General features: G+C 43.9%; 14 protein-coding genes. All 14 read right to left on the reverse strand.

The window, feature by feature from the left end:
* Positions 1 to 2: 2 nt before the first annotated feature.
* A complete protein-coding gene (rpsP, locus tag M1E09_RS14520) occupies positions 3 to 275 on the reverse strand; it encodes a 30S ribosomal protein S16 (RefSeq protein WP_456271568.1) in 273 nt (90 codons plus the stop codon).
* Positions 276 to 392: 117 nt separating this feature from the next.
* Positions 393 to 1,736: a signal recognition particle protein gene (gene ffh, locus M1E09_RS14525; RefSeq protein WP_456271569.1), complete on the reverse strand. Its 1,344-nt coding sequence runs from the start codon at positions 1,734 to 1,736 to the stop codon at positions 393 to 395.
* A gap of 11 nt (positions 1,737 to 1,747) precedes the next feature.
* The gene (locus M1E09_RS14530) at positions 1,748 to 2,080 is read right to left on the reverse strand and encodes a putative DNA-binding protein (protein ID WP_456271570.1); all 333 of its coding nucleotides are present in this window, start codon (positions 2,078 to 2,080) and stop codon (positions 1,748 to 1,750) included.
* 257 nt (positions 2,081 to 2,337) lie between these two features.
* Positions 2,338 to 3,336: a signal recognition particle-docking protein FtsY gene (gene ftsY / locus M1E09_RS14535; protein WP_456271571.1), complete on the reverse strand. Its 999-nt coding sequence runs from the start codon at positions 3,334 to 3,336 to the stop codon at positions 2,338 to 2,340.
* A 15-nt stretch (positions 3,337 to 3,351) separates the two neighbouring features.
* Entirely contained in the window at positions 3,352 to 6,921 is a 3,570-nt protein-coding gene (gene smc, locus M1E09_RS14540; protein WP_456271572.1) for a chromosome segregation protein SMC, read from the reverse strand.
* A gap of 11 nt (positions 6,922 to 6,932) precedes the next feature.
* Positions 6,933 to 7,682, reverse strand: a complete 750-nt coding sequence (rnc, locus tag M1E09_RS14545; RefSeq protein ID WP_456271573.1) for a ribonuclease III — start codon at positions 7,680 to 7,682, stop codon at positions 6,933 to 6,935.
* Positions 7,683 to 7,994: 312 nt separating this feature from the next.
* Positions 7,995 to 8,228, reverse strand: a complete 234-nt coding sequence (gene acpP, locus M1E09_RS14550) for an acyl carrier protein (RefSeq protein WP_006838176.1) — start codon at positions 8,226 to 8,228, stop codon at positions 7,995 to 7,997.
* A gap of 117 nt (positions 8,229 to 8,345) precedes the next feature.
* Positions 8,346 to 9,089, reverse strand: a complete 744-nt coding sequence (gene fabG, locus M1E09_RS14555; RefSeq protein ID WP_456271574.1) for a 3-oxoacyl-[acyl-carrier-protein] reductase — start codon at positions 9,087 to 9,089, stop codon at positions 8,346 to 8,348.
* Positions 9,086 to 10,033: an ACP S-malonyltransferase gene (fabD, locus tag M1E09_RS14560; protein ID WP_456271575.1), complete on the reverse strand. Its 948-nt coding sequence runs from the start codon at positions 10,031 to 10,033 to the stop codon at positions 9,086 to 9,088. Before fabD ends, fabG begins: the two co-directional genes overlap by 4 nt.
* A 26-nt stretch (positions 10,034 to 10,059) precedes the next feature.
* A complete protein-coding gene (gene plsX, locus M1E09_RS14565; protein ID WP_456271576.1) occupies positions 10,060 to 11,055 on the reverse strand; it encodes a phosphate acyltransferase PlsX in 996 nt (331 codons plus the stop codon).
* Positions 11,052 to 11,630, reverse strand: a complete 579-nt coding sequence (fapR, locus tag M1E09_RS14570) for a transcription factor FapR (protein WP_456271577.1) — start codon at positions 11,628 to 11,630, stop codon at positions 11,052 to 11,054. The genes plsX and fapR overlap by 4 nt, the downstream gene beginning before the upstream one ends.
* Before the next feature lie 86 nt (positions 11,631 to 11,716).
* On the reverse strand, positions 11,717 to 13,765 hold the full coding sequence (gene recG, locus M1E09_RS14575; protein WP_456271578.1) for an ATP-dependent DNA helicase RecG: 2,049 nt from the start codon (positions 13,763 to 13,765) through the stop codon (positions 11,717 to 11,719).
* Positions 13,758 to 14,645: an L-serine ammonia-lyase, iron-sulfur-dependent, subunit alpha gene (sdaAA, locus tag M1E09_RS14580; protein WP_456271579.1), complete on the reverse strand. Its 888-nt coding sequence runs from the start codon at positions 14,643 to 14,645 to the stop codon at positions 13,758 to 13,760. The genes recG and sdaAA overlap by 8 nt, the downstream gene beginning before the upstream one ends.
* 51 nt (positions 14,646 to 14,696) lie before the next feature.
* A complete protein-coding gene (gene sdaAB / locus M1E09_RS14585; RefSeq protein WP_456271580.1) occupies positions 14,697 to 15,362 on the reverse strand; it encodes an L-serine ammonia-lyase, iron-sulfur-dependent subunit beta in 666 nt (221 codons plus the stop codon).
* Between the last annotated feature and the right edge of the window lie 133 nt (positions 15,363 to 15,495).

Here is a 15,495-nt window from a genome sequence, read left to right on the forward strand (position 1 = left end):
AATTACTTGCTGTTTTTAGCGTTGTGGAATTTTTCCATGATACCTTGTTTAGAGAAAAGGTTGCGGACTGTATCAGATGGTTTAGCACCATTTTGCAGCCATTTAAGAGCTAGCTCTTCATTGATATCAACTGCTGCTGGTTGAGCAACCGGGTTGTAAGTTCCTACTGTTTCGATCTGGCGTCCATCACGTGGTGAACGAGAATCTGCTACTACAATACGATAGAAAGGAGACTTTTTAGCTCCCATACGTTTTAAACGAATTTTTACTGCCATGTTTAAAGCACCTCCGAATAGTTTTACACAAGTAGATATATTATCAGTGTGTATTTTGTTTGTAAAGTGTTTTTTCTTAACAGTTGAATTTTCTTTTTAACTGGTAAGGGTTGGGTCTTACATGAACGGGAATTTCATGCCTTTTTTCTTGCCTTTTCCCTGCATTCCGCTCATTTGTTTCATCATTTTTTTCATATCTTCGAATTGCTTTAATAAGCGGTTTACTTCTTGGATGTTTCTTCCACTTCCTCTTGCAATCCGTTTTTTCCTGCTCGCATTGATGGTTTCAGGATGTTGTTTCTCTTCCTTCGTCATCGATTGAATAATTGCTTCTACGTGGCTGAGCTGCTTTTCATCTACTTGAAGCTTATCCAGCCCTTTCATTTTGTTAGCACCTGGCATCATCTTGATCAGTTCATCAAGAGGCCCCATCTGCTTAACTTGTCCAAGCTGATCGAGGAAGTCTTCAAAAGTAAAGGACATGGTCCTCATTTTCTTTTCGAGTTCTTTCGCCTTCTCTTCATCTACATTGGCCTGGGCCTTTTCAATCAGAGACAGTACGTCTCCCATTCCGAGAATACGGGAAGCCATCCGCTCAGGGTGAAACGCTTCAAGTGCATCAAGCTTTTCTCCCATACCAACGAATTTAATCGGTTTCTCCGTAACGGATCTGATGGAAAGTGCAGCACCGCCCCGGGTATCTCCATCGAGCTTCGTCAGTACGACTCCGGAAATCCCCAAAGATTCGTTGAAGCTTTGGGCAACATTTACTGCATCCTGCCCGGTCATGGCGTCAACAACCAAGAAAATCTCGTCAGGATTTGTGAGCTCTTTGATATCCTCTAATTCACCCATCAGCTTTTCATCGATATGAAGACGTCCGGCTGTATCAATCAGAACATAGTCATGGTGCTCTTCCTTTGCTTTTTCAATGGCTTGCTTCGCAATTTCCACTGGACTCACTTGATCACCTAAAGAGAAAACGGGCATGCTCAATTGCTTTCCGAGAGTTTCCAGCTGTTTGATAGCTGCCGGCCGGTAAATATCGGCCGCCACCAATAAAGGTTTGCGGTTATATTTCTTTCTAAGAAGATTGGCGAGCTTACCAGTGGTCGTTGTCTTACCGGCACCCTGAAGACCCACCATCATGATGACAGTAGGAGGACGCTTAGCGACAGCGATCTGGCTCTGCTCTCCACCCATTAATTCAGTAAGCTCTTCTTTAACGACTTTAATGACCTGCTGACCCGGTGTTAAGCTTTGCATAACCTCCTGGCCTACAGCTCTTTCACTTACCTTTTTAACGAAAGTTTTTACTACTTTGAAGTTTACGTCTGCTTCGAGCAATGCTAGACGGACTTCACGCATCATTTCTTTTACATCCGCTTCATTGACTTTCCCTTTGCCGCGAATCTTTTGAATTGTGCCTTGCAGTCGGTCGGCTAATCCTTCAAATGCCATAATGCCGCCTCCTAATCCAATTTCTCGAGCTTTTCGAACAGCTCTTCAAGTTCAGACTTTTTATTGTCATGTGTATTAAGTAACTGTTTGATTTCCCGCAATAGAATGCTGCGCTCTTGAAACTTCTGAAATAATAAAAGCTTTTCTTCATATTCTTCAAGCATCGCTTCAGTACGCTTGATATTGTCATAAACTGCTTGACGGCTGATCTCATATTCTTCGGCAATTTCACCAAGAGAAAAGTCGTCCAAGTAGTAGAGGGACATGTAGCTGCTTTGCTTAGGAGTTAAAAGCGACTGATAAAAATCATACAGATAGTTCATACGGGTCGTTTTCTCCAGCATTCCTCTCTCCCCCTTGTGTTAAGTGAAAAACCTTTACATTGGAATAATACAGAGAATAAGAGGAATTGTCAACCCTTTAGCGGAACCGGTCGTCTAGAGTCGTATAGAGATATAATGACTTGGGTTCAAGCAGAGATATCCTATTTGGTACTTTCAAGACTCTCAAACTATACTTCCCGTTTTTCAACTGCGTAGATTTGGGCAAACCCTAAAGAAAAACGCGACCAGCTTTTTGCTCATCGCGTTTTCCCTTATCCTTACTCTTCTTCTCCTGGCTCTTCATCAACTATGTTGGCAAACAAGCCATATACATATTTTTCTGGGTCGAATTGCTGAAGGTCATCGACTTTTTCACCAAGACCGACAAATTTAACCGGGATTTGCAATTCATTTTTAATGCCAATGACAATACCGCCCTTAGCGGTTCCATCCAGCTTTGTTAAAACGATCCCTGAAACGTCTGTAGCTTCTTTGAACGTTTTGGCTTGGAGAAGAGCGTTTTGACCGGTTGTCGCATCAAGTACGAGAAGCACTTCATGCGGCGCTTCGGGTATTTCACGCTCGATCACTCTCTTCACCTTTTGTAATTCATTCATCAGATTTACCTTATTTTGCAGCCGGCCAGCCGTATCGCATAGAAGGATGTCTGCTTTCTTGGCTTTGGCGGACTGGACAGCATCAAAGATGACTGCAGCCGGATCAGAGCCCTCTGAATGTTTAATGACAGGCACTCCCGTTCTTTGCCCCCATACTTCCAACTGGTCGATAGCCCCTGCACGGAATGTATCACCAGCGGCAAGCAATACGTTCTTGCCTTGTTCTTTGAACATGTGGGCCATTTTTCCGATAGTGGTTGTTTTACCGACTCCATTAACCCCCACAAACAGGATGACTGTAAGGGTATCTTCCTGAATGTTCAATTCACTGGAAGCTCCGTCATCACCTTCATAGATTTCTACCAGCTTTTCCGAAATGACACTTTGCAAGTCTCTAGTATCCTGAATGTTCTGGCGCTTGGCTTCGAACTTCAATTGATCGACCAATTCCATTACGGTATCAAATCCGACATCTGCTCCGATAAGGATTTCTTCCAGTTCCTCAAAGAATTCTTCATCCACTTTTCGATATCTTGCGACCAGATCGTTCACCTTGGATGTAAAATTGTTTCTGGTTTTAGAAAGGCCGTCCTTAAATTTGTTTGTTACAGAATCAGAAGACGTTGTAAATTTCTCTTTTAATTTCTTGAAAAAACTCATTACAAAGCACCTGCCTTATTTTACTTGTACAAAATCTTTTGTATCTTCGAGCCGGACCGAAACGACCATGGACACTCCGGACTCCTGCATTGTGACACCGTAGAGAACATGGGCATCTTCCATCGTTCCCTTTCTATGGGTGATGACAATGAATTGTGTTTCCTGGCTGAATTTTTTTAAATATTTGCTGAACCTTTGAACATTGGCCTCATCCAGGGCAGCTTCCACCTCATCCAGTATACAGAATGGCACCGGCCGGACTTTCAGGATCGAGAATAACAATGCAATTGCCGTCAAAGCCCTTTCTCCGCCAGACATCAATCCGAGATTCTGCAATTTTTTTCCTGGCGGCTGAGCGACAATATCCACCCCTGTGTTTAACAGGTCCTCAGGATTTGTCAGTTTTAATTCAGCCCTTCCACCTCCGAACAAAGCAGAGAATACACCTTCAAACTCTGCTTTAATTGCGTGGAAGGTATAATCAAAACGCTTTACCATCTCACTGTCCATTTCTTTGATGACTTCGTGGAGAGTATCCTTTGCCTCCTGCAGGTCGGTTTGCTGTTCAAGCAGGAAATGGTAGCGTTCAGAAACGCGTTCATATTCATCTATTGCCCCTAAGTTAACAGTTCCCAGTTCCTCGAGGGCCAATTTGATGAGTTTTACTTTCTTCCTTGCTTCCGCTATATCCATGGTCAGCGGGTAATCTTCTTTTGCTGCTTCAAAGGAAAGCATATACTCTTCCCTTAAGTGCTCGAGCCGATTCTCTAATTCCACATCAAGCCTGTTTATTTTTACTTCTTCATCTTTAAGGGCCCCCATGAGTCCTTTATGCTGTCTCTTTAGTTCTTTCAGGTGAAGCTCCTCATCTTCTACAGCCGTCTGAACTTTTAGTCTTTCTTCCCTGCGCTTGCTGATCAGCTCTGCTGTGTCCTGCTTCTCGCGGGACCTGGCTTCTGCAGCTTCCTGGAGTTTTTCCTCACCCGAGAAATCATTCTCCATCTCGCTGTTCAGCCAATTTAGATCTTCTTCGTAACCATTTTTTCTCTTCTTTGCCTGATCAAGTTCTTCATTTAATCTGGCAAGATCATTTTTACTGGCATTAAGCTGTTCATGGCGTGCTGCCAGATTGGCTCTAAGCTCACTGATCTCGTCAGAAATCACCTCTTTGGAAGTACGATCAGAATTTTTCTGCTGGGTCAGGCTGTCTATTCTGGCTTCCATTTCTTCCAGCTCCTGAGCAATCCGGTCAAGTTCTTCTTTCAATTCAATTATCCGTTTTTCATTCTTTTCCTTCAGGTCGGAAAACTCACCCTTTTCCATATCATAGAGAGAAAGGCGTTCATCCATGTTTTTCTGGGATATTTGAAGTTCTCTTTGCCTTGATTTATGCTCCTGTTCTTCATAGCGAAGCTGTTCACCTTTAACCCTCATATCTTCAAGCTTTTTCTCCCCTAAGGAGACATCAGCCTTGTACTGGCGGATTTGCTCTTCCAAACTTGCCGTTTTCTCTTCCATCTGCCTGAGTTTTGCCGTCAGCTCTTCCAACTCGGTTTTCCGGCTTAGAAGCGATGATTTTTTCTGTTTGGAAGCACCACCTGACATGGATCCTCCCGGATTGACGACATCCCCGTCCAGTGTAACGAAACGGTACCGGTATCCCGCCTGTTTTGCCAGAGTGTTTGCGCCTTTTAAATCTGCTGTGATAATGACATTTCCAAGCAAATTGCTGATGATCGAGTGATAACGTTCCTCATAATCCAGCAGTTCGGAAGCAACTCCGACAAATGATTCCTGGCTGCTTAGCATAGAAAGCTGGGCAGCAGGAATCGACTTTCCTTTTATAACGTTCATCGGCAGAAAAGTGGCTCTTCCATATTGATTTTTCTTTAAAAAGGAGATTGCCTCACGTCCATGAGACTCACTTTCTACCACGACATGCTGCATTGAGGCACCAAGCGCCGTCTCCATAGCCTTATCATATTGTTTAGGAACCGAAATCAGCTCTGCCACAGCTCCTTCAATTCCTTTCAAGGAACGATTCCTGGCTTTCAGCACTTCTTTTACACCTTGGAAGAATCCTGAATAATCATCTTCCATTTCTTCAAGCATTTCTTTGCGAGACTTAGCCTGCTGCAAGAATTGATAAGCCTGATACAGCGTTGTTTCAAGTTTCTGATACTTGCTCTTCATAGATTCAAGATCATTCTTCTCTTTTCTGAAGGCAACAACCTGGCTGTCTATAGATCCCTTCAGCCTCTCCAGTTTCTCTTCCGTATCCCTTTGTGCTTCCCTGATTTCTTCACGCTGCGCTAAAAACTTTTCATTGTCTTCATCAAGCCGTCTGCTCCTGCCTGTCTGCTGTTCCAGTTGGCTTTGCAGATATTGGATTTCATTCTTGGCAGCTGCCTGGCGGTTCAGCTTCTCGATGTAATCGCCTTTCAACGTCTCGATCATTGTTTCAAGATCATCGTTGAAGTGCTGGAAACGTTTTTGCTTTTGTGTCAGCTGTTCCTGCAGCTTTTCAGTTTCAGCTTTAATTGAAAAATATTCTTTCGCTGATTCATCTCTTTCAACAGTAAGCTTTTCAATCCTATTTTTGGTCTCTTCGATATTCTTTTCCATTTGCTCTCGGTTGTTTGAGGCATTTTTCTTTCTTTCCTGAAGTACCTGTTTTCTTCCTTGCAGCTTTTCCAGCTCTTCACTGGCTGCCAGAAGTACTTCTTGCAGCTGCGTAACGGATTCATCCAGAGCAGAGGCATTGTCCCGCAATTTTTCAAGCTGCGCTTCTCTTTTTTGAATATCAGCTGATAACCTCAACTCATCCTTGCCATGCAGTTCAAAGGAATCACTTAACTCCTGCCACTGTCTGTGCAAGTCTTCTATTTCAAATACAGTGACGCCTACTTCCACTTTTTCAAGTTCTTCTTTCTTCTCTAAATAATCTCTTGCCATTGAAGCCTGAATCTTCAGTGGTTCTACCTGGCCTTCAAGTTCAGAAATGATATCATTGACCCTGTTCAGGTTTTCCTGGGTTTCAAAAAGCTTTCCTTCTGCTTTCTTTTTTCTGTTTTTGTACTTCAGTACACCGGCAGCATCTTCAAATATAGTTCGACGCTCTTCCGGTTTGCTGTTTAGTATTTCTTCCACTTTTCCCTGGCTAATGATTGAAAAGGCTTCTTTGCCAAGCCCGGAGTCCATGAATAATTCGATGATATCCTTAAGCCGGCAAGGCTGCTTGTTCAGCAGATATTCACTATCACCGGATCTGAATACCCGGCGGGTCACACTTACCTCACTGTATTCTATCGGCAGTGCGCCGTCACTATTATCCAGCGTCAACGTGACTTCTGCAAAATTCTGTGGCTTTCGTGAGTCACTTCCAGCAAAAATCACATCTTCCATTTTTGCTCCACGCAATGATTTTGCAGATTGTTCTCCCAGCACCCAGCGAATTGCATCGATAATGTTGCTTTTCCCGCTGCCATTAGGTCCAACCACTGCAGTTACGCCTGGAACGAAGTCGACAGAAATCCTCTCTGCGAATGATTTAAATCCTATGACATCCAGTTGTTTGAGGAACATATTCTTCCCCCTTAATTTTCTTCAAGCTTTTGCTTTAATTTTTCTAATGCCATTTGTGCTGCATGCTGTTCTGCTTCTTTTTTTGATCTGCCTGTTCCTAACCCAAGCTCTTCACCATTCAAGCAGACTCTGGAAACGAACTCACGATTATGTGCCGGACCTTTTTCTTGAACGATTCCATACTCGATTGTCCCTGCACTGTCCCGCTGCACAAGCTCTTGCAGCTGGCTTTTAAAATCCATCACATGAGAAAAAGCACCGGAATTGATTTTAGGATAGACATTTTTTTCGAGCATATTCAGTACGGTCGGCAGCCCCTGGTCAAGGTAAAGCGCTCCGATAAAAGCCTCAAAAACATCAGCCAGCAGCGCAGGACGTGCTCTCCCGCCTGTCAATTCCTCACCTTTACCAAGAAGGACAAGTTCCCCGAATTTCAGTTCATTTGCAAACGTTACCAAAGAAGGCTCACATACTATGGCCGCCCTGAGCTTGGTTAATTCCCCTTCACTCATTGTCGGGTATTTTTTATATAGAAATTGGGATACAGTCAGTTCTAATACTGCATCACCAAGAAACTCAAGCCGTTCGTTGTCTTCATAAGGTTTTTTCCGATGCTCATTCACATATGATGAATGAGTAAAAGCCTGCCTCAGCAATTTCTCGTTATTAAAATTAATCTCATGTTTTTTTTGAAACTCTTTAAATTTTTCATCAATGAACTGCATTGATTGTTTATCTCTGTTTCTTACTTGTTTCCGCATTGGGCCTCCACCTTGCTTTTTATTAGTACATTAAATTTTTCACACTACTCAAGTTTATGATAAAAATGGTAAAATCGCAAAATTTGTTTTAATTTGCTGAGGTTTTTCCTGTTTGTTTCACCAACAGATAAAAGACAAAGCCACTGATAAAAATAAGAGGTTGTTCTTGAAGAGGCAGACACTGCAGAAGATAGAAATGACAGCTTGACATGCTGTCGATCTCCACATTCTTCTGTTTATGCCAATACTCTTCAAGAACAGCCTCTTAAAAGGAACAAGAGCTCCGCAAGATGCGGAGCTGAAAATTATCGATTAGCCTTTGTTATTTATGTAGTTCACAGCGTCACCGACTGTAGCGATTTTTTCTGCATCATCATCAGAAATTTCCATATCAAACTCATCTTCAAGTTCCATAACCAATTCTACTACATCAAGTGAATCCGCTCCAAGGTCTTCTTTAAAAGAAGCTTCAAGAGTTACTTGAGACTCGTCTACGCCAAGGCGGTCAACGATGATCTTTGTTACGCGATCTAGTACTTCTGCCATTCTTGTCACCTCCCCTCAAGTTATTATAGTAGATTTCCATTAATAATCAAGAACAGTTTCCTGATTTTCCAATCTTGTAATGAAACTGTATTAATAGAATCGGGATATTTCAAAGGACTACATGACCATTCCGCCGTCTACGTGAAGAGTTTGACCTGTCATATAGGATGAATCTTCAGATGCCAGGAAGTTTACCACTCTTGCGATATCTTTTGCTTCACCAAAACGGCTCAGCGGAATGCCTTTCAGCATCTCAGCCTTCACTTCTTCACTTAGCTCGTCCGTCATGTCAGTGGAGATGAATCCTGGTGCTACTGCATTAACAGTTATTCCTCTCGCTGCAAGTTCTCTGGCGCTGGTTTTCGTCAACCCGATCACACCTGCTTTAGCTGCAACATAATTCGCCTGACCTGGATTTCCGCTCACTCCGACGATTGATGAAATATTAATGATCCTTCCGCTTCTTTGTTTCATCATTTGGCGGCTGACCGCTTTTGTACAGAGGAAAACCCCTTTAAGATTGGTATTGATAACGTCATCCCATTCATTTTCCTTCATTCTCATCAGGAGATTATCTCTTGTGATGCCTGCGTTATTGACAAGGATATCAAGAGATCCGAAATGAGAAATTGTTTCTTTTATCATAGCTTGCACAGAGTCACCATCAGCAACATTGCACTGGATCGCAATTGCCTTACCGCCCATGCTTTTGATTTCTTCAGTGACTTCCATTGCTCTCTCTTTACTGCCTGCATAATTCACTGCCACATTCGCTCCCTGGCGTGCAAGCTCAAGTGCGATTTCTCTGCCGATTCCCCTTGAAGCCCCTGTAACTAACGCCGTTTCCCCTTGAAGTTTCATTGAGCAGCCTCCTTTAGCTTTTCTACTGTTTCCTTAAAGCTGGCTTCATCACTGACCGAGAAAGTATTCACTCTGCGGTTGACCTTCTTGATTAATCCAGATAAGACTTTACCAGGTCCGATTTCAACAAAAGTATCTACGCCGGCATCCAATAGTTCAGATACAGTATCTTCCCAAAGTACAGGAGAGTAAAGCTGCTGAATCAACCTTTCTTTAATCTCTCCGGCGCTTGTCATCGGCTTGGCATTGACGTTGGCGATAACAGGTTTATTTGCATCATTGATCGTGATTTCATCCAGCACTCCGGAAAATTTCTCAGCAGCTGGTTTCATTAAGGCAGAATGGAAAGGCCCGCTGACTTGTAAAGGCAGTACACGTTTTGCACCTTGTTCTTTTGCAAGGTCAGAAGCCAATTCAACCCCCCTGAAGGATCCGGAAATGACGATCTGGCCGGGACAATTCAAGTTTGCCAAACCGACATGGTTACCTTCCCCGGATACCTTCTCGGTAATTTCAGAAAGATTTTCTCGATCCATTCCCAAGACGGCTGCCATGGTTCCCTCGCCGGCAGGCACGGCTTCTTCCATATATTCTCCACGCTTGCGTACGGCATACACACCATCTTCGAATGATAAAGCCCCTGATGCCACTAGAGCAGAGTATTCGCCTAAACTGTGGCCGGCTGTATAGTCAGCCTCTATCCCCTCTGCTTTAAGCAGCTCAAGAAAAGCAATGCTTGTCGCCAGCAGAGCAGGCTGTGCATTCTCTGTCAATGTCAGCTCTTCTTGAGGCCCTTGGAATATAAGATTAGAAAGTTCAATGCCAAGTCTTTTGTCAGCATTGTTAAAGTACTCTTGCACCTCAGGATATTTTTCTGCTAGTTCTTTTCCCATTCCGACTTTTTGCGAGCCCTGTCCTGGAAAGACAAATGCTATTTTACCCATATTATCCCTGCTTCCCCCTCATTAATTCATTCACTTTTTTCTACCTTAGAGACTGCTTCCTTAATGGTAGCCGGCACGGAATGGTTCACCATTTCCCTTGCCTGCCGGACAGCATTGAACAAAGCATTCTCGTTGGAAGATCCATGAGCTTTGATGACTGGTGATTTCAGGCCGAATAAGCCGGCACCGCCATACTCTGTATAATCCAGCATGTTTTTTAGATCTTTCAGATCATTTTTGACCAGACCCGCAGCAATCTTATTCTTAAACGAAGAGGTCAGAGTCGTTTTAAGCATCGAGAAGATTGACAAAGCAGTTCCTTCAATCGTTTTCAGGACCATATTCCCTGTAAATCCGTCAGTTACGACGACATCTGCAGCTCCATCAAGCAGGTCCCTGGATTCAACATTGCCAATAAAATTTATACCGGAGTCACTCAGCAGGGAGAATGATGCCTTTGTGAGTTCATTTCCTTTTTTTTCTTCGGTTCCAATGTTCAGTAACCCTACTCTCGGATTCACAATACCACGGACTTTTTCGGCATAAATGCTCCCCATGATCCCATATTGCAAGAGGTGTTCAGGTTTAGCATCGACATTGGCACCCAAGTCAAGCATAAGGAATCCTTTACCATCAAGAGTAGGGAGAGTCGGTGCCAGAGCGGGACGTTCGATGCCTTGAATCCTTCCCACTATGAACAGTCCGGCTGTCATAAGCGCACCTGTATTTCCTGCTGAAATACAGGCATCCGCTTTGCCGTCTGCGACCGCTTGTGCCATCAAAACCATGGAAGCGTCTTTCTTTCGCCTTACCGCCCTTACCGGTTCATCTGATCCCAAAATTTCTTCGGTAGTATGAACAATCTCAATTCTTTCATGCTCTCCAACTTCCGCCTTGATTTTCGCCTCGTCGCCAAATAATATGATTTCTACATCGTGAAACTCATTTACAGCCCTCTGAGCACCAAGCACAATCTCCTTAGGAGCATTGTCGCCTCCCATCGCATCAATGGCTATCTTCATTGCCCATCATCCTTTTCAGCATCGTTTGAACGATACATTTCGAATTCACCGGAGAATACCTTTTCTCCACCGACATAACTATTTACTTCCACAATTGTCCGTTCTTTATGTATTTCGATGACTTTTGCTTTAGCGATGACGCGCTCACCCTCTTTTACCGGGCGTGTAAACCGGATCTGGGACTTTGCGGTCAACGCCAGTTCATCATTTATGACTGCCACTGCCAGTGAGTTTGCCTGTGCAAATAAATGATGTCCCCGGGCAATGCGGTTTCGTTTAAATACATGCTCGGCTTTCACATCAAATATTGAAATGGCGCTTTGATCGAGATCTATATCTATTATTTCCCCGATAACTTCCTCGATTGGCAGGGACCTCACTTCATCGCCAAACGTTTTTTCAGCTACATGTTTAATTCTTTCCCTTAATTCAGGAATGGAAAGTTCCATTCTGTCCAGACGGATCGTCTGGACACTGACACCAAATCTGTCTGCAAGTTCTTCATCTGTAATAAAGGGATTCTCTTTAATCGTTACTGATAATTGTATCTGCCGCTGCTTTTTAGTCGGTCTCATTATTAACACCATCCGCTACTAGTACTAGGTACTAATAGTAGTATATAATTAAAAAAATCAGATTGCAAGCCTCTGCAATCTGATTTTCAATCCAATTTTTCTCCTTGAAGAACACCTGATTTTTCAAGAAACTCCCTTAATGGCCCATATGCCGGTTCAACCCAAAATCCATTGCTTTGTATCAGCTGCTGGGCATCATTCCGGGCAACCTCGAGAGCTCTGTAGTCATGGATCATGTCTGCAACTTTAAACTCCGGGAGACCGCTTTGCTTCTTGCCGAAGAAATCACCTGGACCTCTCAATTCAAGGTCCTTTTCACTAAGTTCAAAGCCATCATTGGTCTCTGCCATGATTTTCATCCGTTCTTTTCCGACATCCGTTTTCGGATCCGCAAGCAGTATACAGTAGGATTGGGCGCTCCCTCTCCCTACTCTTCCCCTAAGCTGATGAAGCTGGGACAAACCGAATCTTTCAGCATCGTAAATGACCATCATTGTGGCGTTGGGGACATTAACACCCACTTCGACCACAGTTGTAGAAACAAGAACCTGGATTTCATTCCGGCTGAAGGATTTCATCACTTCATCCTTTTCATCCGAGTGCAGCCTTCCATGCATAAGGCCGACATCGTACCTTCCCTGGTAATAAAACTGAAGCTGAGCATGAACGTCTATGGCGTTCTGGACATCGAGCTTATCGGACTCTTCTATCAACGGGCAAATGACATATGCCTGCCTGCCTTGGACCAGCTCCTTTTCCATAAAGTCCAGGACTCGTTCAAGCTTATCCTGCTTGGCCCAATAGGTCTCAATTGTTTTTCTTCCGGCAGGCATTTCATCTATGATCGACACATCCATTTCACCAAACACAGTAATGGCGAGAGTACGGGGAATGGGGGTTGCCGTCATGAATAGAACATCGGGACTTTCTCCCTTTTCCCGAAGGACCCTGCGCTGCGCAACGCCGAATCGGTGCTGCTCGTCCGTGATGACCAGACCCAGATTTTTGAAATTGACTTCATCTTGTATCAGAGCATGAGTACCGATCAGCACATCGATTTCTCCATCTTCAAGCTGTTGCAGCAGAAGTTTTCTCCTCTTTCCCTTCACCGAACTTGTCAACAGCGCCGTATTCAGGCCTGCAGGTGCCAAAAGCTCACTGAGGGATTCTGCATGCTGCTCTGCAAGGATTTCAGTCGGAACCATCAAGGCCCCCTGGTAGCCTGCTGTGATACTCGAAAAGAGCGCAATGGCTGCAACGACCGTTTTACCGGATCCCACATCCCCTTGAAGCAGCCTGTTCATTCTGTATGGAGATTTCATATCGGCAGAAATTTCATTCACGACCCTTTTTTGGGCACCCGTCAATGGAAATGGAAGGCCGTTAATGAATTCTTTGATCTTTTTCAAATCATAATCCTGTGAAATTCCGTTTGAATGTTCGCGTTCAAACTTGCGAAGCGCCTGCATCTTAAGCTGAAACAGGAGGAATTCTTCATACACCATTCTCCTTCTTGCCTGTTTCATACTGGCTGGATCTGAAGGAAAGTGCAGGTTGAATAGCGCTTCCCGCCTGTTAAGCAATTTATACTGAAGCCTTAATGATTCCGGAATGTTTTCTGAAATGCTTTCTCCAAAATGATCGAAGGCCGTTCTAATGTATTTTCTTAAGGATTGATTCTTGATTGAACCTTTCAATGAGTATACCGGTTCAAAATCTCCTTTAGAGGTATGCGGACCAAGGGAATATTGCTGCACTGTGATAATTTGGCGGTTTTTATCCCATTTACCTGTGACTGTTATTGTGTCTTGCAGGTTCAATTTCTTTTTCAAATAGGGCTGATTGAAAAAAGTAGCCTGAATGAGATAGCCTCCAGTCAGCAAGCGAACATTCAGACGGGACTTTTTCCGGCCATAAAACATTAACGAAGGGGCTGAGTGGATTTCCCCCTCAACCGTCACCCTTCCATCATGTTCTGCTTCAGCCAGGTCCTTAAGGCGATAATCCTCATACCGGTAAGGGACATACTCCAGCAAATCGCCCACTGATTGAATATCCATGGAAGAAAGCTGCAGAGCTGTTTCTTCACCGATTCCCTTTATCTCTGTTACAGGAACCTTAACTAAATCAGTCACCTTTATTTAATGACACTCCAAAAATTTTCGCTTCTAACTCACGTCCGGTCGGGGTAGCCGCAAGTCCTCCCTGAGCGGTTTCCCTCAATGCAACAGGCATCGTCTGACCAATTTTAAACATGGCATCGATGACTTCATCACAAGGGATCCGGCTGGTAATACCTGCTAAAGCCATATCAGCTGCGACCATTGCGTTGGCAGCCCCCATTGCGTTCCTCTTCACACACGGAACTTCCACCAGTCCGGCTACAGGGTCACAAACCAATCCAAGCATGTTCTTCAGTGTAATTGCCATGGCTTCAGCACTCTGGCTGGGAGTTCCACCCGCAATTTCAACGATTGCTGCTGCAGCCATTCCACTGGCAGAGCCTACTTCTGCCTGGCAACCGCCAGCTGCACCGGAGATGGACGCATTATTTGCGACAACAAATCCAAAAGCCCCGGAGACAAACAAGAAACGTACCATTTCTTCCCGAGTCGGGTTCAGTTTTTCTTTAACTGCGAATAGTGTTCCCGGCACTACACCAGCAGACCCGGCTGTCGGTGTCGCGCAAATGGTTCCCATTGCTGCATTCACTTCATTTGTTGCTACAGCTTTACTGACTGCATCAAGCAGGAATTGTCCTGAGAGGAAATTCCCTTTTTCGATATATTTTTGAAGAAGCACTGCATCTCCACCTGTTAATCCGGAATGAGACTTAACACCCTTGAGCCCTTTTTCTACAGCTTCCTCCATAACCTCTAGGTTTCTTTCCATCTGGGAATAAATTTCATCCCATGTTTTGTTTTTATATTCCATTTCCTGCTCTATCATAATATCGGATATTTTTTTGTTATTGCTTTCTGCCAGTTCAATAAGTTCTGCTACATTACGAAACATATCAATGCTCCTTTCCATTAGTTGTGAAAGCGCTGCCACCTTTTCCCGTGATTAATCAGCTATCATGGTGACTTGAGTTACATTTGATAATGCTTTCAATTCATCTATCACTTTTTCATCTATGTTATTTTGATCAATTTCGATTGTCATCAACGCCATTTTCCCTGCTTCTTTACGGGAAACATCCATATGGCCAATATTGATTTCATGCTTTGCCAGCACACTTGAAACAGCGGCAATTGCACCGAATCTATCCTCATGAACCACCAGGATTGCCGGGTGATGTCCAGTCAGTTTCAATTCAAAGCCATTCAGCTCAGTCACTTCGATTTTTCCGCCGCCGATCGAAATACCGACTAATTCCATCTCACTCTTATCATCGCCAAGACGGATACGTGCCGTGTTGGGATGGTCTGTGACAGCATCTTCTTCGTGGAACCTGACCCTGATCCCCTTTTCTTTGGCTATCTTTAGTGATTCTTTGATTCTTTCGTCAAAGGTATCATAGTCCATCAGCCCTCCGACGATTGCGACATCCGTTCCGTGTCCTTTGTATGTTTTTGCAAAGGATCCATAGAAAGAAATTTCTGCCCATTCCGGGTCCCGTCCGAAAAGATTTCTGGCTACTCTCCCGATTCTTGCTGCTCCTGCAGTGTGGGAGCTGGATGGACCAATCATAACCGGCCCGATGATATCGAAGACACTTTTATACTTCATTGAAGTCTCCCCTTTCCCCTTAACCTGTATATTTTAATATAATTTCAGATGATTTAAAAAGCCCGTACTTATCTATCATAACACGTCTATCAAATCCTTACATCTGTAACAGTATGAGCATGAAAAGTTTCCT

This window comes from Bacillus sp. AK031, from assembly GCF_053903065.1.